This window comes from Exiguobacterium sp. Leaf187 (assembly GCF_001423925.1).
Classification (GTDB): Bacteria; Bacillota; Bacilli; order Exiguobacteriales; family Exiguobacteriaceae; genus Exiguobacterium_A; species Exiguobacterium_A indicum.
Map to the genome: position 1 here is coordinate 1,410,455 of NZ_LMPR01000009.1, position 16,523 is coordinate 1,426,977.

The window sequence follows — 16,523 nt, forward strand, 5'->3', positions numbered from 1 at the left end:
CTAATTCAACAAAAAAACAACGCCTCTTTCTTATAAGAAAGAAGACGTTGTTGAAATGGTGATTATTGAGCTTGTTTCTTCTTCGCTGGAGTAGCTTGTTCCGACAAAATCGGACGCTCGTTCCCCATCAAGAAGATAAAGATGACACCGAGTACTGCTGGAATCAACGCCCAGAAATAGACGGTTGAGATCGATTCTGCAAGCGACGTCTTAATTGCTGTCGCAACTTCTGGTGGCATCTTCGCAAACGCAGCAGCCGTTGGGAACTGTCCACCGGACGGCGCTCCACCTTGCGGCAACCGATCCGTTACAGCTGACGCGAACGTCCGTGATTGGATGATTCCGAGAACCGTGACACCAAGCGTCATCCCGATTGTCCGGAATGTTGAGCCCATCGAGGTCGCTGCGCCCCGACGTTGCATCTCGATGCCGTTGATACTCGCTAGATTCAATAGAGAGAAACTGAAGCCAACACCAAATCCGAGAATGATCATATAAATCGTTACCGCTGTCCGCGATGTCTCAAGCGTCATCGTACTAAGAAGATAGACACCGAGTAGGAAGAAGACCGCTGAGACGATCATGACGTTGCGGAATCCAAACTTGTTCGGCAACTGTCCACCGAGCTGCGCCGAGATGACCGAGGCAATCAACATCGGCATCAGGATCAGACCGGAATTCGTCGCACTGCCACCAAAGACACCTTGCACGAAGATTGGAATGAATACACTCGCTGAGATGAAGACGAATCCATAAAAGAACGCCACGCCTTGTGTTGCCGCAAATAAGCGACGGCGGAATAGACTAAACGTAATGACGGGATCCGCGGCACGTCGTTCAGCAAATGCGAAGGCAACGAACGCGACGAGCGCTGCTCCGAACAGACCAAGAATTTGTGGCGAAGACCATGCATACTCTTTGCCACCCATTTCGAGCGCGAGTAAGAATAACACCAATCCGGCGACAAGCGTAAACGCACCGACATAGTCGATTTTCTGTGTCCGGTGCACCGGTGATTCCTGATAGAAGACCGTCACGAGACCAAGGGCAATCAAACCAAGTGGAATATTAATGTAGAACACCCAGCGCCAGTCGAGGGAATCCGTCAATACGGCACCAAGCAACGGTCCGAAGATACTCGAGATGCCGAAGACCGCTCCAAACAACCCACTGACTTTCCCCCGTTTTTCCGGTGGGAAGATATCAAAGATGATTGTAAAGGCGATCGGCATCAACGCCCCACCACCGAGCCCTTGCAAGGCACGATAGGCAGACAGCTCAATGATCGAGTCTGCCATTCCACATAAGATACTTCCCACCATGAAGAGGAGCATCCCAAAGAGGAAGAAGCGTTTTCTTCCATACATGTCACTCAGTTTACCGAAGATCGGCATCCCAGCAACGGTTGCGATCATGTAAGCCGACGTGACCCATGCATACTGATCAAACCCATTCAGTTCACTGACGATCGTCGGCATCGCTGTCGCAACGATCGTGTTATCCATTGCTGCGACTAAAATTCCAATCAATAATCCGATGACGACAGGTGTCGTATTCGTTTTTGTTGTAGTCGAAGACATCGACGCACCTCATTTCTCAAAAAATTAGCTAACTCTTATAATAGCTAACTTATTGTATCATCATATGTGCAAAATCTCATTATCAAATGTGCTCTACGATCATTTCACACAAAAAAGACGGATCGCTCAGGGCGATCCGTCGCTTTTCTTCTTTACTCTATACGATACGAAATTGCTTCTCCGGCTTCGACCGTCCGTCCAACATCAACGTCGACTTTTCGATCCCCACTATTCGTGACGATGATTGGTGTCAGTAATGATGGTACGAGTGGTCGTACTTGTTCAAGATCGACATTGAGGAGTGGTGTCCCCGGTTCGACACGATCGCCGGCTTTCGCCAACGCCTCGAATCCTTTTCCTTCGAGTGACACCGTATCAATACCGATGTGAATCAAGATTTCATCTCCATTATCCGCAAGAATACCAATCGCGTGTTTCGTCGGGAAGAACGTCGTGATCTCACCAGAGACTGGAGAGACGACATATCCTTCCGTTGGTTCGATCGCATATCCGTCACCCATCATGCGACCGGAGAACACTTGATCCGGTACATCATCGAGAGAACGAATGATACCGCTCAGTGGTGCGACATATCCATCTTCAGGCACGTAAGCCCCACCACGATCCCCAGCGAGTGGACCGGCATCTGCTGTACCAGTTCCAGAAGTCCGTGCTTCGTCTCCCGTTGGTACTTGTGGAATTGGATCTGCTTCCGGTGTTTCTTTCGGTTTATAATTTGGATCTTTCATGATATCTGCCATTTCTGTCTTGATCCCATCGGATTTCGGTCCAAAGATGGCCTGGACGTTATCTCCGACTTCAAGAACACCAGCAGCACCGAGTTCTTTCAAGCGATCCTTATTGACTCCGGACTTATCATTGACCGTAATCCGAAGTCGTGTGATACAAGCATCTAAATGTTTAATGTTTGACGGACCACCGAATGCTTGTAGAATTTCATACGGTAGATCGCCTGCTTGTGCCGTTGAAGTAGCGGCACCTTCTTTAATCGCTTCCCGCCCCGGAATCTTCAGATCAAACTTCGTGATGACGAAACGGAATCCGAAGTAGTAGATGACAGCGAAGACAAGACCGACTGGAATGACGAGCCACCACGAGGTTCGGTTCGGTAGAATCCCGAATAACGTGTAGTCAATCAATCCACCGGAGAACGTCATCCCGATCTTGACGTTCAGTAAATCCATGATCATGAATGAAAGACCTGCAAAAACAGCGTGAACGGCAAACAAGAGTGGTGCAACGAATACGAAGGAGAACTCGACTGGCTCCGTGATACCAGTCAGGAAAGAAGTCAACGCAGCTGAGAAGTAAAGACCTTCGACGGCTTTACGACGATCCTTCGCAACGGTATGGTACATCGCAAGACAGGCTGCCGGCAGACCGAACATCATGAATGGATATTTCCCGGTCATATACGTCCCTGCTGTAAATGGTACACCGTCCTTCAATTGTGCGAAGAAGATTCGCTGATCCCCATTGATGATCGTTCCAGCTTTATCCGTGTATTCCCCGAACTGGAACCAAAAACTTGAGTACCAAATATGATGAAGACCAAACGGAATCAATGAACGTTCGACGAGTCCAAAGATGAAGGCAGACAACGGTTCGTTTGCTTCGATGATTGTTTTTGAGAACGTATTGATACCTGTTCCAATCGGTGGCCAAATATACGACAAGGCAAACCCGGCAACAAGACTAAATAAGGCAGTTGCAATCGGAACAAAACGTTTCCCTGCGAAGAATCCGAGGAAATCAGGCAGTTTGATTTTAAAGAATTTATTATAACTGTACGCTGCTATCAAACCTGCAATGATCCCTCCGAATACCCCCATTTGCAAGGTCGGTATCCCGAGGACCGTCGCATACGACAAGTCACTCGCTTTCTGTGCTTCCGTGATTTTTTCTGGTGTAATCTGTAAGAATGAACTGATGACCTTGTTCATGATCAGGAAACCGACGATCGCTGCTAGACCGGCAACCCCTTCCCCATTCGCAAGACCAATCGCGACCCCGACGGCAAACAGTAACCCGAGGTTCGCAAAGATGATGTCACCCGCATCCTGCATGACTCGCCAGATGACGACTAGCGAATCGTTCTCGAGGAACGGTAAATATTGCGTCAAGTTCGGGTTTTGAAACGCTGTCCCGAACGCGAGCAATAGCCCCGCTGCCGGCAAAATCGCTACCGGTAACATCAAGGCCTTACCGATCCGCTGTAAGACACCAAACACGTTTTTCCACATGCGTATATTCCCTCCTTTTTTAAACAAACTACTTAGTTCATACCCTAAAATATTCTAGCGCAAAACGATTCTAAAAGATTTTTCCAAAAAAAATAAGCCCTTCCGCAGAAGGACTCATTTCTTAAAACATTAGACTGTTTTTTCTTGTTTACGTGATGCGATGACGGCTTGGATTTCAGACTTGATGTTGTCTGATTTCGGTCCGTAGATTGCTTGAACGTTGTTACCAACTTCAAGGACACCAGCAGCACCTAATTTTTTCAACTCATCTTTGTTGACTTTCGATTTGTCGAGAACTTCGACACGAAGACGTGTGATACATGCATCCAAGTGTTTGATGTTCGACTCTGAACCGAGTGCGTCAAGGATACCTTCAGCGAGTTCAGAACCTTGAACAGATGATGTTTCTTGAACTTCATCTTCACGACCTGGTGTTTTCAAGTTGAACTGACGGATCGCGAAACGGAATCCGAAGTAGTAGATGACAGAAAGTGCAAGACCGACGACGATGACGAGCCACCACTGCGTGCGTCCTGGAAGAACACCGAAGAGAAGGAAGTCAATCAAACCACCAGAGAATGTCATACCGATCTTAACGTTCAACAATTGCATTGTCATGAACGAGAGACCTGCGAAGACAGCGTGAACTGCGAACAAGATTGGAGCTACGAACAAGAATGCGAATTCGATTGGCTCTGTGATACCTGTCAAGAATGCTGTAAGTGCTGCTGATCCAAGAAGACCACCAACGACTGCACGACGCTCAGGGCGAGCTTCGTGGTACATTGCGAGTGCTGCTGCTGGAAGACCGAACATCATGAACGGGAATTTACCAGTCATGAACGTACCAGCTGTTAATGTTGCGTTGTCTTTCAATTGTGCGAAGAAGATCGCTTGGTCACCATGAACGACTGTTCCTGCTGCATTCTTGTACGAACCGAATTCGAACCAGAATGGCGCATAGAAGATATGGTGAAGACCGAATGGAATCAACGAACGCTCGATGAGACCGAAGACGAATGCTGCGAGTGTTGGGTTTTTCTCCATCATGAAGTGCGAGAACGAGTTCAAGCCATCTTGCGCAAACGGCCAGACGAATACGAGAACAAGACCTGCAACCAATGAAACAACTGCTGTGACGATTGGAACGAAACGTTTACCAGCAAAGAATCCAAGGAACTGTGGCAATTCGAGATTATGGTACTTCCCGTACGCCCAAGCTGCGATCAAACCGATGATGATACCACCGAATACCCCAGTTTGAAGTGTTGGGATACCGAGTACGTTTGCATATCCTTGACCGTTAGCAACCATTTCAGGTGTAACGCCGAGCCATACGCTCATTGTTTTGTTCATGATCAAGAATCCGACGATTGCCGCAAGTCCGGCTGCGCCGTCCCCTGCAAGACCAATCGCGACACCGACCGCGAATAAGAGTGCTAAGTTACCGAAGATGATATCCCCAGCTGCTTCCATCAATTTTGCAACCTTGATGATTGCATCATTTTTTAAGAACTCGAGTTTTGACGTCAAGTTCGGATTTTGCATCGCGTTACCGAATCCGAGTAGGATACCGGCAGCTGGCAAAATCGCTACAGGAAGCATCAACGCTTTACCGACACGTTGAAGAACAGCAAAAATCTGTTTGAACATGTGTGTTTCCTCCTTTTCCTGTTAAGAGCGAAGTATGATGAATAATGCCAATGATTGAGACGAAAAAAGTCAGACATCTGACCGTTTTTTTACAGAAAAAAATCAGGCACGAGCGGATTGTAGACAATAGACTTATCCCGTTGCATAACGGAAATAAAGCTTCTTGCCCGACATCCCACTCATGCCTGATCGTATCAGTAACACGTAGTCCGTGCGGTCATTTACCTGAATCGTACTGCACTAAGCGTTGCAGATGCATCGTAAGATACGTCGCCTCACCGCGCGGTACCGCTTTCTTCAACTGACGTTCCATGATGGACATCAGCTCCCAAGCAGTATCATAGCATAGCGGATATTCTTCACGCAATAGCTTTTCTACTTTTTCTGGAGCCTCTAGATACTCCCCATTGGAAACCCTTTCAATCGCTGAACGAAGGTGCCGAATCAGACGCTTGTAATCAAGCGATTTTCGATCGATTTTAATCTCCAGTCGCTGTTCGATATGACTAGCAATTAAACCGACGAGCTGATGATGGCGGTTGACTTCAAGTACGTCTTTGAAGTTCGTCGCCGAATGAATATGAAGTGCGATGAATCCTGTCTCCGCTGGAGGTAGGTAAAAATTCATCTCAGCACTGATGAACTCGACGATTTCTTCTGCAAGGGCGTACTCTTCCGGATACAAGGCTTCCGTTTCAGCAAGAAACGGATTCGTGACTTCCATTCCTTGTTCGAGTCGCTTGAACGTAAACGTCAAATGATCCGTCAATCCGATATGGATATGTTCGTCGACCTTTTTTCCGAAGCGTGTCTCGATCATCGAGACGATCTCGTTCATCAACGCGATGAAATTTTCATCGAGATGACCGACGAGCGCCTTATATTGATCCTGTTCTTCTTTATCCTTCAACGTGTAGACTTTTTCCAACTTGTCGAGATCTGTCAGTTGATCGCCTGGCTTCCGACCGAAGCCAATCCCTTTCGCGAGGATAATGACTTCCTGATTCGCACCAGTCGAACAAATGACGACATTATTATTCAATACCTTGATAACGTGGTACATTTGTTTATCCATTCGCTCTCAACCCAATCTGCTCTTACACATTTATTTAAAGACATTGTTTTTATTATAACGGTTTTTCAGACACGAAAAAAGCCTACTTACTCAAGTAGACTTTAAAACATTTGGTAACCGCTCTTACGCAAGAAGCGAATCGATAGACCGGCGATGATGATTCCGGCAAGACCAGCCGCGAACATCGTGATATCCGCTGTCTGTAGACCAGCAATCCGGTCCCCGAGATTCGGAATTGCTTCACGAGCATTCGTGAAGTATTCGAGCGTCGATTGGTTGTCGATCATCATGATGATGATGACCGGATAGAGTACGAGCATCACCCATGTACTCCGCAACAACATGTTTAAGATGAATCCGATACTAAAGAACATGACGAGATAAAGCACACTCCCGATCACGGCTTGAATGATATGCATACTGTTCCCCCTTTGAATCTCTTCTAGTATAACCGACAAAAAAGGCAAATGCACGAGTGTACATTTGCCTAAAACGTGAACTTAGAACTTCCCTTTTTTGATCGCAAGACCAAGCTTTTTCAGTTCGAAGAAGTGTTTGTTGTCGATGACTTTTTTCATGAACGATGCGTTACGGCCGTAAATCTTCTTACCAAAGACCATGCCGATGCCGTCTTTGTGACCAAGCGAAGCGACCGTTCCTTTGTTTTCGTACGTGAACGTCGATGTTTGACGACCCGCGATGAGTGCTGCGATGTTCTCAGCGACTTTGTGTGCTTGTTGTGTCGCGATTTGTGCAGTCGGTGGGTACGGACGGTTCGAACTTGGATCCATGACTGCTGAACAGTCACCGATCATGAAGACGTTGTCGTGTCCTGGAACACGAAGATCTTCTTCGACGACGACACGGTTACGCATCGCTTCGAAACCAGATGCTGCAACGACAGGGTTACCGCTGACGCCACCTGTCCAGATGATCGTGCTTGCTTCGATCGTCTCAGTCGTGTCGCCTTGAAGCGGACCGAACGTGACGCTTCCTGGTCCACATTCCTTGATGCCGTTACCGAGTTTGAACTCGACGCCTTGACGCTCAAGCCATTTGTGTGCGTAGTTGACGAGATCAGCATCGAATCCTGGAAGGACTGTTGGTGCTGCCTCGATGTTGACGACACGAACGAGTTCGCGTGGAATGTCATATTGTTTGCACAGTTCTGGAATACGGTTGACGAGCTCACCCATGAACTCGATTCCTGTGAATCCAGCACCACCAACAACGATCGTCAAGAGTGAACGATCTTGTGATCCTGTTGTTTTGTACTGTGCGAATGAGTAATCGATATGTTCCTTGATTTTACGGACGCTGTTCAACGAGCTGATCGTCAGCGCGTGTTCCTTCAATCCTTTGATACCGAATGTTTCAGGAACGCCACCGAGAGCAACGACGACGTAATCGTAAGGAACTGTTCCGCCATCTTGTAAGAGAACCGTTTTAGCAACCGTGTCGACTTTCTCAACGATACCTTTGACAAGTTTGACGCGTGACGGGTTGATGACATCATTGATGTAGATGCGCGCTTGCTCCGCAGACATCGTACCTGCAGCTGGTTCATGCAACCAAGTTGTTTGGTAATGATAGTCGTGTTTGTTAATCAACGTGATGTTCGCTTGATCGACGCCGAGTTTCTTTTGAAGGTTGACTGCTGTGATCAATCCACCGTAGCCCGCTCCAAGAATAACAATGTTAGGTGTGTTCATGTTCTGATACTCCTTACGAATCGTAGTTTTGTTGTGATTTTCTTCACATTCAATTACAGACGAATGCTCAAAAATTTTGTTCAAATAATGTTCACATGTCTATAAGCCTATTGAAACACTTTTCAGGAATGATTGCAAAAGAAAAATGTAATTTCCCTTAAAAAAATGTGAGATGTTCCGTACTTGCACCTTCACCCCCTACTTCCTATATAATGGACATATCCAACGCTAGGAGGGAATCAGATGCACCAACCATATGATGTCACGATCATCGGCGGCGGTCCGGTCGGACTGTTCACCGCGTTTTATTCAGGAATGCGCCAGATGAAGACGAAGGTCATCGAGAGTCTACCTCAATTAGGTGGTCAACTCGCTACGCTTTATCCTGAAAAATATATATACGATATTGCCGGTTTTCCGAAAGTAAAAGCACAGGAACTGGTCGATCGGTTGCTTGAACAAGCAAATGAATTCGATCCGACATACGTGCTCGGTGAGACCGTCATCGCTTACGAACGGATGGATGACGGAATCATCCGCCTCGTCACGAATAAAGGCGAGCATTATACAAAGACCGTCATCTTGACGGCAGGAAACGGCTCGTTCGCCGCGCGTCCACTCGGAGTGGCAGATGCAGAACGCTTCGAAGAAACGAACTTACACTATTTCGTCAACGACATGGAACGTTTCAAGGATCGCCAAGTCGTCTTACTGGGTGGCGGTGACTCCGCAGTAGACTGGTCATTGATGCTTGAGCCGATTGCAAAATCCGTCACGCTCGTCCACCGTCGCGATAAGTTCCGTGCCCATGAACATTCGGTCGAACTGTTACACGATTCGTCCGTCAACGTTATGACGCCGTATACACTTGAATCGGTCACAGGTGAGACGCACATCGAGACGCTGACGTTCAAACATGCTGAAAGTGGTGAAGTCGTCGTCGTCGCTGCGGACGATGTCGTCTGTAACTTCGGCTTCGTCTCGTCACTCGGACCGCTCAAAGAATGGGAAGTCGAATTCGAACGCAATTCGATTCGTGTCAATTCGAAGATGGAGACTGCGATTCCGGGCGTCTTCGCTTGTGGTGATATCGCGACTTACGAAGGACGCGTCAAACTGATCGCAACGGGCTTCGGTGAAGCACCGATCGCCGTTAACCAAGCGAAACTTCTCGTTGATCCATCTGCTCGTCACCCGCAACACTCGACGAGTCTGTTCGAAAAAGTAACAAATCATTCTTGAGATAACTGAATGGCTGTAAACAAATAAGAGGTCGAATTCCGGATGACATACCGGAGTCCGACCTCTTATTTTCATGGAATCACATCGAGGACGTGACCAAACATCTTCGACTCCCACAGGAAAAGGAAGCACGATGCGTGCTTCCGTCAGGGATAGGGAAGACCCGACAGATCACATGGAATGGGAACTGGCGCGGCTTACATCCCGCCTAAGGAAAGCGAAGATGTTGAAAACGTCCGATTTCATACGGATGATCTTTTAACAGGTATCCGGTAAACCCGTTGCACGAGTTCCACCCCACCTCGCTCAATCATCGATTCTTCGAAGACCTGACCACCGAATCGCTCGTAAAACTGGCACGCTGGATTATCTCGCAAGACAGAAACCTGCATCGTCTCATATTCCGCTAAGTCCTCAGCGATGCGTTGAAACAGCGCTTTCCCAAGTCCCCGCCCTTGTGACGCTTGCAAGACATAAATCGCGTAGAGTTCCCCTTCACGCGCATCACTTCGATTCGCTCCACCTTGCGCAAAGCCAACGACTTCTTCTCCTGACACGGCAACATACACGCGCTGATTGACTAATGTCTGTTCCCATTGTTGCGTCCGTTTCACATGCGACAACTGTGCTAAATACAGATCTGGAATGATACCTTGATACGTCTCGCGCCAGGCATCAATATGAACGCGGGCGATGGCTGACGCATCTTCTAGACGTGCTTCACGGATTCTCATAACGGGATGATGAAGCGACGTGTCTCGCGCCCATTACGAACAGTCGGCTCGATTTCTTGTCCACCGTTCGCCAAGATGACACGGCGAGATGCTAGATTATCAACGCCACACGTCAGTAGTACTTGATCGAGTCCACGCTGGCGTGCTTCTTCAAGCGCAAGTCGAAGACCACTCGTCGCATATCCTTTCTGACGCTCGGATGGTCGGATGCCGTATCCGATGTGCCCGCCGTACAACTTCAAGTTCTCTGTCAAATCATGCCGGAAGTTCAGCGCACCGACGATTCGTTGCCCGTCGGCCATCCAGTACGTCGAATGGGTGACAAGACCCGGTCTGACTGTTGTCTCCATTTCCTTCAGTTCCGCAAAATAAGCGCCCAGTGGTTCATATGTGTCTCCGACTGCTTCCGGCACGATCGTTTCGCCCGACTCTCGCCAGTCTTCTAAAAAGGCGCGATACTCTGTCTCCCACGCAAGAGTTGGTTTCATCAACTGCATCATTGGTGATTGCGCACCTCCTCTTCAATCAAACGATCGAGCCAGTCATCGACATGTTGGAACAGATAGCCGGCTTGTTTCGCAGCTGTCGTATCCATATAGAAATCGCGTTCTGGCGCAAGCGGTGATTCATCCTCTCCTTTTGCGACGAGTTGACTTGTCGTTCCCGCAACGCGGTCGATTTTATCCACTAGGTCTTGAATTGATAAGACACCGTCACTTGCAGCGTTGATCGGTCCTGTCAGTTCCGAGCGACCACACCACTCCAGAAAGGCAGCGGCTTCGTAACTTGAGATATACCCCATCTTCGCGTATGTGTTTTCGGCAACGATCGGACGCCCGTCAAGCGCCCGTTTGATATGAAAGACGAGTCGCTCCGTATAATCATCTGGTCCGAGGACGACCGGAAAACGGACCGCAACGACTGGGAACGTCGCCCGTTGGAAGAAATAACTCTCCGCTTGGCGTTTCCCTTCGCCATATCCATGTTCCTTCTCGAGGTCATATTTCCCCGGAAACGGATTATAGGCACGCTCCGTGATGTTCGCACCACCGCCTTCATAGACAGACATCGTCGACGTCAACACGTAACGTCCGACTTTTCCTTCAAACGCGTCGATCGAAAGTTTTGCTTGATACGGTGTGAAACAGATATTGTCATAGATGACATCCCAGTGCTGTTGGCTTAAGTCCTTCATCGTACTACTTGACGTCCGGTCTCCTTTAAAGAATGTCAAGCCCTTCGCAACCGGTGGCGTATGCTCGCCGCGTGTGACGATTGTCACGTCATCCCCCGAATCGGCTAACCGAATCGCAAGCCGGCGTCCGAAGTAGCGTGTTCCCCCGAAGATCAATACTTTTCTCATCCTGAAGCCCTCCCTGTTCGTAGTAGCATTCACTCTCTTAATATTTCGAGTCAACGGAACAGGTCTCCTGTATGCGGACAATAAAAAAATCGTGGACGATGTCCACGATTGGATTCATTAACAGCCACCCGGTGTCCCGGCATTCGTTGCCGTCCGGAACGATGTCCCGCAACCGCATGTTGCGATGGCATTCGGATTCGTGATCGTGAATCCGCCGCCGAGCATCGACTGCTTATAATCGATTTCCAGTCCTTTGACGACCGGGTAATCTTTTTCGTCCACGATGACGGTCACGCCGTGCTGTTCGAAAACGAGATCCGTTTCTTTCTGTTGGTCGAATCCCATTCCGTACGACAGACCACTACATCCACCACCTTGGACGAGCATCCGAAGATTCCGTTCATCTGCTGGTGCCTGCGCCATCATGTCTTGGACTTGTAGCGCTGCTGCCTCCGTTAAATGGATCATGTCATCACCTTCCTTTTCTTTAGTATACGCAACTTCTGAGCGAATCGAAACCTAGTTGCTTGAAACTATCTTGAATTCGTTGTATAAATGGTATGTACAACAAAATAATCGTTCCATCTTCAGGGCAGGGTGAAATTCCCGACCGGCGGTAAACAACTATTATGAGTTGAAGCCCGCGAGCGAATAGGGCGCTATTTGCTGATTCTGTGTAATTCAGGAGCCGACAGTATAGTCTGGATGGGAGAAGATGGCGGCATGAGTTTGAATTTGATCGATTTTTGCAACAATCGATTAGGTTTATTTAATGCGGACTTCTCCCCTGTTGATCTCATCAATAGGGGTTTCTTTATGGACGCAGTCATGCCAATACTTCATCGAGAGGAACGAGCAAAAGGAGACAATACTCGTATGAAACGCACACAAAAAATGGTCACTCTGTCAATGTTAGGTTCAATCTCATTTGTTCTTATGCTTATCAATTTTCCACTGCCGTTCTTACCGAACTATCTGAAGATCGACTTCAGTGATGTTCCTGCTCTCGTCGCAGCGATCATGTTCTCACCGGTCGCAGGTGTCATCGTCGAAGCATTGAAGAACGTGTTATATTACATCTTCCGCGGAAGTGGTGTTCCGGTCGGAGAATTCGCGAACTTCGCTGCTGGTGTCGCATTCGTGCTTCCTGTCAGCTGGTTCTACCACAAAAAGAAATCAACACAAGGTCTCGCAACTGGCCTCGTCGCTGGTACAATCACGATGGCACTCGGTCTTGCGATTCTCAACTATATCTTGATCCTTCCAGCGTATGCATGGTTCCTCGGTATGGACTACATGGCGGATCCGGCTGTCAAATGGACAGCAATCACAGCCGGTATCTTACCATTTAACGTCATCAAGGCATTGTTCATCTCGGCACTCTTCATTCCGTTGTTCTTGAAACTACGACCATGGATGATGCGCCGTCAACAATCTGCCTGATCCGAAAAGCTGCGCCCGCTGACGGACACGAATCCCCTCGTTCAGACGAACGAGGGGATTTTTTTGCTGTTCGGGCTCACAGCTCATTCTCTTCGATTTTTAGGTAAATCTTTTCAAGCAACTCTTCCGGCGTCTCGCCTACGACCGTCTCACCATCAACGAGACAAAAATGATCAAGCGAACAAATTCCGCAATAGCCAAGGCAACCGTATTCGACGACGTCGACGTTCGGGTCACGTTCGAGTTGCTCCATGACGACCTGTGTACCAGCCGCTAAGTTACTGATACAAAATTCAATAATCGGATTCACTTTTTTTCCTCCTTCAAGCAGGAAACGACCTGCCTCATGTCGTATTATACAAGGTCAGACTGATTTAGGGGAACTAAGGGGGATTTTACGTTATGAAGCAATTGGTCGTACTCGGCGGAGGATATGGTGGAATGCGGATTTGTGAGCGATTCAAGGACGAGGAAGTTGCCGTCACGCTCGTCGACCGTCTACCGTACCACGCACTCAAAACGGAATATTACGCACTCGCAGCAGGTACATTATCAGATCGAGATGTCCGGATTGAATTTCCGGAGGGGAAACATCTTACTTATAAATATGGACATGTCATTAAAATCTCACCAGAGACGAATACGGTCCACCTGCAAGACGGATCAGAATTATTCTATGATGACTTGATCATCGCCCTCGGTTGCGAGGATAAATACCACAACATTCCGGGTGCTCAAGAGTTTACATACAGCATCCAGACACTTGAAGAATCGCGCAAGACACAGCAAGCGATCTGTGGTCTGTCACCGGGGTCCGTCGTCTCGATCGTCGGTGCTGGTCTATCTGGTGTCGAACTCGCCAGTGAACTGCACGAGAGCCGGAAGGATTTGACGATTCGTTTGTTCGACCGCGGTCCATCCGTTTTATCATTCTTATCCGACAAAGTCTCATCTTACGTCCAGGAATGGTTCGAGGAGCATGACGTGGAAGTCATCAACAATTCGAACGTCACGCTCGTCACAGCGGACGACGTGCGTAACGGCGACGATACGTACCCGTCGGACTTGACGATTTGGACGGCAGGTACGCAACCGGTCAAGGTCGTTCGTGATCTCGGCTTTGCTGCAGACAGTGGCGGTCGGATCAAATTGACGGAACATCATCACGTACCGGAATACGATAACGTCTTCGTCATCGGCGATTGTGCCAGCTTGCCGTATGCGCCAAGCGGTCAACTCGCAGAACATCAGGCAGAACAAGTCGTCGACGTCTTGCAAGCGAAGTGGCAAGGGAAAAAATTGCCGAAACTGCCAGAAATCAAACTGCGCGGAATGCTCGGATCGCTCGGGAAATCAGATGGTTTCGGGATCGTCATGGGCAAGCAAGCGCTGACGGGGAAAGTCCCACGTCTCTTGAAGTCCGGTGTCTTATGGAAACACAAAAAGATTAAATGAGCAAAAGAGGTGTCCCGATCTTTGGGATACCTCTTTGTCGTTCACCCCGTCTGACTTAACTTCGCATCAATCGCTGCCGTAATCGTCTTCAGTTTGACGTACCCCTCGTCAATCATCTCATCATCAAGCACGATCAATGGATAAAAATAGACATCCTCTTTCAAGGCTTCCGTCCATTGATCCGCTGTTGCTGTCTCGAAATCGATATAGCGAAGCGTCATCGCTTGCTCATATTTCCGTCCGAGGACAGCTTGTAGCCAACTGAACGTCTCTTCCGAGCTGGGTGCCCCGACACAACTCGGACAAGTGACCGCTGTTCCATAAACCGTGATTTCCATCTTGAAGTCCCCCTTTTCAATTCTCTCCTCTTTAGTATACAAGTTTTCCAGATTGAGAACATTTTTCAACCCTGTTACAATGAAACTATACGAAAGGATGTGTTTACGCATGGAAATGTTTGATCAAGTGAATGAAGTTCTTGAAAAATTGCGTCCGTTCCTTCTTCGTGATGGAGGAGACGTTGAACTCGTAGATGTAGAAGACGGAATCGTAAAACTCCGTTTGATGGGAGCTTGTGGTAGCTGCCCAAGTTCAACGATCACATTGAAGGCCGGTATCGAACGTGCCCTTCTTGAAGAAGTCGCTGGCGTCGTTGAAGTCGAACAAGTCTTCTAATACATGAAATCCCGAACGAATTCTCGTTCGGGATTTTTTGATTCATAAAATCCATTCTGCTAACGTATCGACCATGTATGTCGGTTGACGATCCTGACCTTGAATGAAGACTGGTGTATGGACGCCAGAATTGACGTGCATCGTCCGGATGCCTCCGTTGATTCCGAATAGAATATCCGTATGGTAGTTATCCCCGACCATGATGACGTCTTCTTTTGACAGACCAATCATCTCCGTTGCGATATCGACCATGACCGGTTCCGGTTTGCCGATGAAGAACGGTTCCTTCTCCGTCGTCACGCGCAGGACGGACGTCAAGGCACCGTTTCCTGGTAAGAATCCACGTTCTGTCGGAATGGCGATGTCTCCGTTCGTCGAGATGAAGCGGGCACCGGCACGAATCGCGAGGGCACCGACAGCGAGTTTTTCATACGTGATCTGACGGTCAAGACCGATGACGACGTAATCTGCCGCTTCGGTTGCGACGACGTCTAACCCTTCCCGTTCAAGCGCATCAATCAGTCCTGTCTCACCGATTGCATAGACGCGCGCTTTCGGTGATAGATCAGCGATATAACGACCGGTCGCCATCGCACTCGTCAAGACGTGTTTCGCATCGGAATGAACACCCATCCCGCGTAATTTCTCCGCCACGGCTTCTGCCGTCATCGACGCATTATTCGTCACGAACAAATACGGAATCCCTTCTGCTTGCAGACGATTGACGAAATCGACCGCTTCTTTTACCGGTTCCGTTCCGTTATACATCGTTCCATCTAAATCAAATAAATAGCCTTTTGCCTTCATCCTGACTCACTCCTCGTTTGGTAAAAATGCAGACACCGGTCCGAGTTCTGTCTCGATATACCGGCGAATCGCTTCCGGGAAACGACGTAGCTCTGCTTCCTCTGTCTCAAGTACCGCCCGAATCTCCGCCATACTCGACTGTGTGAATGACCGGACGATCAACGTACGTAACGCAACGAGCTTCTTCAGACTCGTCGCGAGCGGTCCATCGATGACCTTCTCATCTTCTAAAATGAGGATGATATCTTCATAACTTCCCGGATCCCGCATGATGAATCCATCAATCATACTGTTTCCGATGTCGATGACACTTTCGATGACTAAAAAACCGATCCGTTCCATAGCCAGTGCCGTCGTCACCGGATCCCCCGTAACTTCCTTACTTTGTCGAAGTGCCGTCTCATAACAAACGACCGTCTCTTCGATTTTTTGACGATTGACGAAATACATCTTCATTCCCCCTCACATCCTCCATTTTATCGTTATCCGGCAATCCTGAAAAGCAGAAAGGTCATTTGCA

17 protein-coding genes, 1 pseudogene and 1 riboswitch are annotated in these 16,523 nt (G+C 48.4%); of the genes and pseudogenes, 4 read left to right on the top strand and 14 right to left on the bottom strand.

Going from position 1 to position 16,523, the window contains the following annotated elements; translation table 11 throughout:
- Positions 1-62 precede the first annotated feature (62 nt).
- The 6 genes and pseudogenes from ASF99_RS11530 to ASF99_RS11555 all read right to left on the bottom strand — a co-directional run bounded on the left by ASF99_RS11530 (position 63) and on the right by ASF99_RS11555 (position 8,284).
- On the bottom strand, positions 63-1,580 hold the full coding sequence (locus tag ASF99_RS11530) for an MDR family MFS transporter (RefSeq protein WP_023469129.1): 1,518 nt from the start codon (positions 1,578-1,580) through the stop codon (positions 63-65).
- A gap of 152 nt (positions 1,581-1,732) precedes the next feature.
- A complete protein-coding gene (ptsG, locus tag ASF99_RS11535) occupies positions 1,733-3,844 on the bottom strand; it encodes a glucose-specific PTS transporter subunit IIBC (RefSeq protein ID WP_055968832.1) in 2,112 nt (703 codons plus the stop codon).
- A 150-nt stretch (positions 3,845-3,994) separates the two neighbouring features.
- Positions 3,995-5,497 (bottom strand): annotated as a pseudogene (gene ptsG, locus ASF99_RS11540) (glucose-specific PTS transporter subunit IIBC); the annotation flags it as partial.
- A gap of 217 nt (positions 5,498-5,714) precedes the next feature.
- A complete protein-coding gene (glcT, locus tag ASF99_RS11545; protein ID WP_023469132.1) occupies positions 5,715-6,572 on the bottom strand; it encodes a glucose PTS transporter transcription antiterminator GlcT in 858 nt (285 codons plus the stop codon).
- 101 nt (positions 6,573-6,673) lie between these two features.
- Positions 6,674-6,991: a YuiB family protein gene (locus ASF99_RS11550; RefSeq protein ID WP_023469133.1), complete on the bottom strand. Its 318-nt coding sequence runs from the start codon at positions 6,989-6,991 to the stop codon at positions 6,674-6,676.
- An 81-nt stretch (positions 6,992-7,072) separates the two neighbouring features.
- Positions 7,073-8,284, bottom strand: a complete 1,212-nt coding sequence (locus ASF99_RS11555; protein WP_055968834.1) for an NAD(P)/FAD-dependent oxidoreductase — start codon at positions 8,282-8,284, stop codon at positions 7,073-7,075.
- Between the two features lie 243 nt (positions 8,285-8,527).
- Here ASF99_RS11555 and ASF99_RS11560 point away from each other — a divergent pair, with 243 nt between their 5' ends.
- Positions 8,528-9,526: an NAD(P)/FAD-dependent oxidoreductase gene (locus tag ASF99_RS11560; RefSeq protein WP_023469135.1), complete on the top strand. Its 999-nt coding sequence runs from the start codon at positions 8,528-8,530 to the stop codon at positions 9,524-9,526.
- 242 nt (positions 9,527-9,768) lie between these two features.
- Here the strand turns inward: ASF99_RS11560 and ASF99_RS11565 are convergent, their stop codons facing one another.
- The 4 genes from ASF99_RS11565 to ASF99_RS11580 form a co-directional block, all read right to left on the bottom strand.
- On the bottom strand, positions 9,769-10,260 hold the full coding sequence (locus ASF99_RS11565) for a GNAT family N-acetyltransferase (RefSeq protein ID WP_055968836.1): 492 nt from the start codon (positions 10,258-10,260) through the stop codon (positions 9,769-9,771).
- Entirely contained in the window at positions 10,257-10,760 is a 504-nt protein-coding gene (locus ASF99_RS11570; RefSeq protein ID WP_055968838.1) for a GNAT family N-acetyltransferase, read from the bottom strand. Before ASF99_RS11570 ends, ASF99_RS11565 begins: the two co-directional genes overlap by 4 nt.
- Positions 10,757-11,623: an NAD-dependent epimerase/dehydratase family protein gene (locus ASF99_RS11575; protein WP_055968840.1), complete on the bottom strand. Its 867-nt coding sequence runs from the start codon at positions 11,621-11,623 to the stop codon at positions 10,757-10,759. Before ASF99_RS11575 ends, ASF99_RS11570 begins: the two co-directional genes overlap by 4 nt.
- 117 nt (positions 11,624-11,740) lie before the next feature.
- Positions 11,741-12,091 carry a HesB/IscA family protein gene (locus ASF99_RS11580; protein ID WP_029342414.1) on the bottom strand — a complete coding sequence of 117 codons (351 nt, stop codon included), beginning with the start codon at positions 12,089-12,091 and terminating at the stop codon, positions 11,741-11,743.
- Positions 12,092-12,202: 111 nt separating this feature from the next.
- Positions 12,203-12,344: riboswitch (FMN riboswitch) on the top strand.
- 155 nt (positions 12,345-12,499) lie between these two features.
- On the opposite strand from ASF99_RS11580, the gene ASF99_RS11585 reads away from it, so the two are divergent.
- Positions 12,500-13,066: an ECF transporter S component gene (locus tag ASF99_RS11585; RefSeq protein WP_029342415.1), complete on the top strand. Its 567-nt coding sequence runs from the start codon at positions 12,500-12,502 to the stop codon at positions 13,064-13,066.
- 76 nt (positions 13,067-13,142) lie between these two features.
- On the opposite strand, the gene ASF99_RS11590 is transcribed toward ASF99_RS11585, so the two are convergent.
- On the bottom strand, positions 13,143-13,376 hold the full coding sequence (locus ASF99_RS11590) for a YuzB family protein (RefSeq protein WP_023469141.1): 234 nt from the start codon (positions 13,374-13,376) through the stop codon (positions 13,143-13,145).
- 92 nt (positions 13,377-13,468) lie between these two features.
- On the opposite strand from ASF99_RS11590, the gene ASF99_RS11595 reads away from it, so the two are divergent.
- Positions 13,469-14,521, top strand: a complete 1,053-nt coding sequence (locus tag ASF99_RS11595) for an NAD(P)/FAD-dependent oxidoreductase (protein ID WP_055968842.1) — start codon at positions 13,469-13,471, stop codon at positions 14,519-14,521.
- 41 nt (positions 14,522-14,562) lie between these two features.
- On the opposite strand, the gene ASF99_RS11600 is transcribed toward ASF99_RS11595, so the two are convergent.
- Positions 14,563-14,859 (bottom strand): DUF1462 family protein, encoded by a 297-nt coding sequence (locus tag ASF99_RS11600; protein ID WP_055968844.1) that lies wholly within the window; start codon positions 14,857-14,859, stop codon positions 14,563-14,565.
- A 109-nt stretch (positions 14,860-14,968) separates the two neighbouring features.
- Between ASF99_RS11600 and ASF99_RS11605 the strand changes: the two genes are divergently transcribed.
- Positions 14,969-15,196, top strand: coding sequence for a NifU family protein (locus ASF99_RS11605; RefSeq protein ID WP_012371190.1), 228 nt, complete (start codon positions 14,969-14,971; stop codon positions 15,194-15,196).
- 42 nt (positions 15,197-15,238) lie between these two features.
- Here ASF99_RS11605 and ASF99_RS11610 read toward each other — a convergent pair whose 3' ends face one another.
- Together ASF99_RS11610 and ASF99_RS11615 are read right to left on the bottom strand one after the other, a co-directional pair.
- Entirely contained in the window at positions 15,239-16,003 is a 765-nt protein-coding gene (locus ASF99_RS11610; RefSeq protein ID WP_023469144.1) for a TIGR01457 family HAD-type hydrolase, read from the bottom strand.
- A gap of 6 nt (positions 16,004-16,009) precedes the next feature.
- The gene (locus tag ASF99_RS11615) at positions 16,010-16,453 is read right to left on the bottom strand and encodes a DUF86 domain-containing protein (RefSeq protein WP_023469145.1); all 444 of its coding nucleotides are present in this window, start codon (positions 16,451-16,453) and stop codon (positions 16,010-16,012) included.
- Between the last annotated feature and the right edge of the window lie 70 nt (positions 16,454-16,523).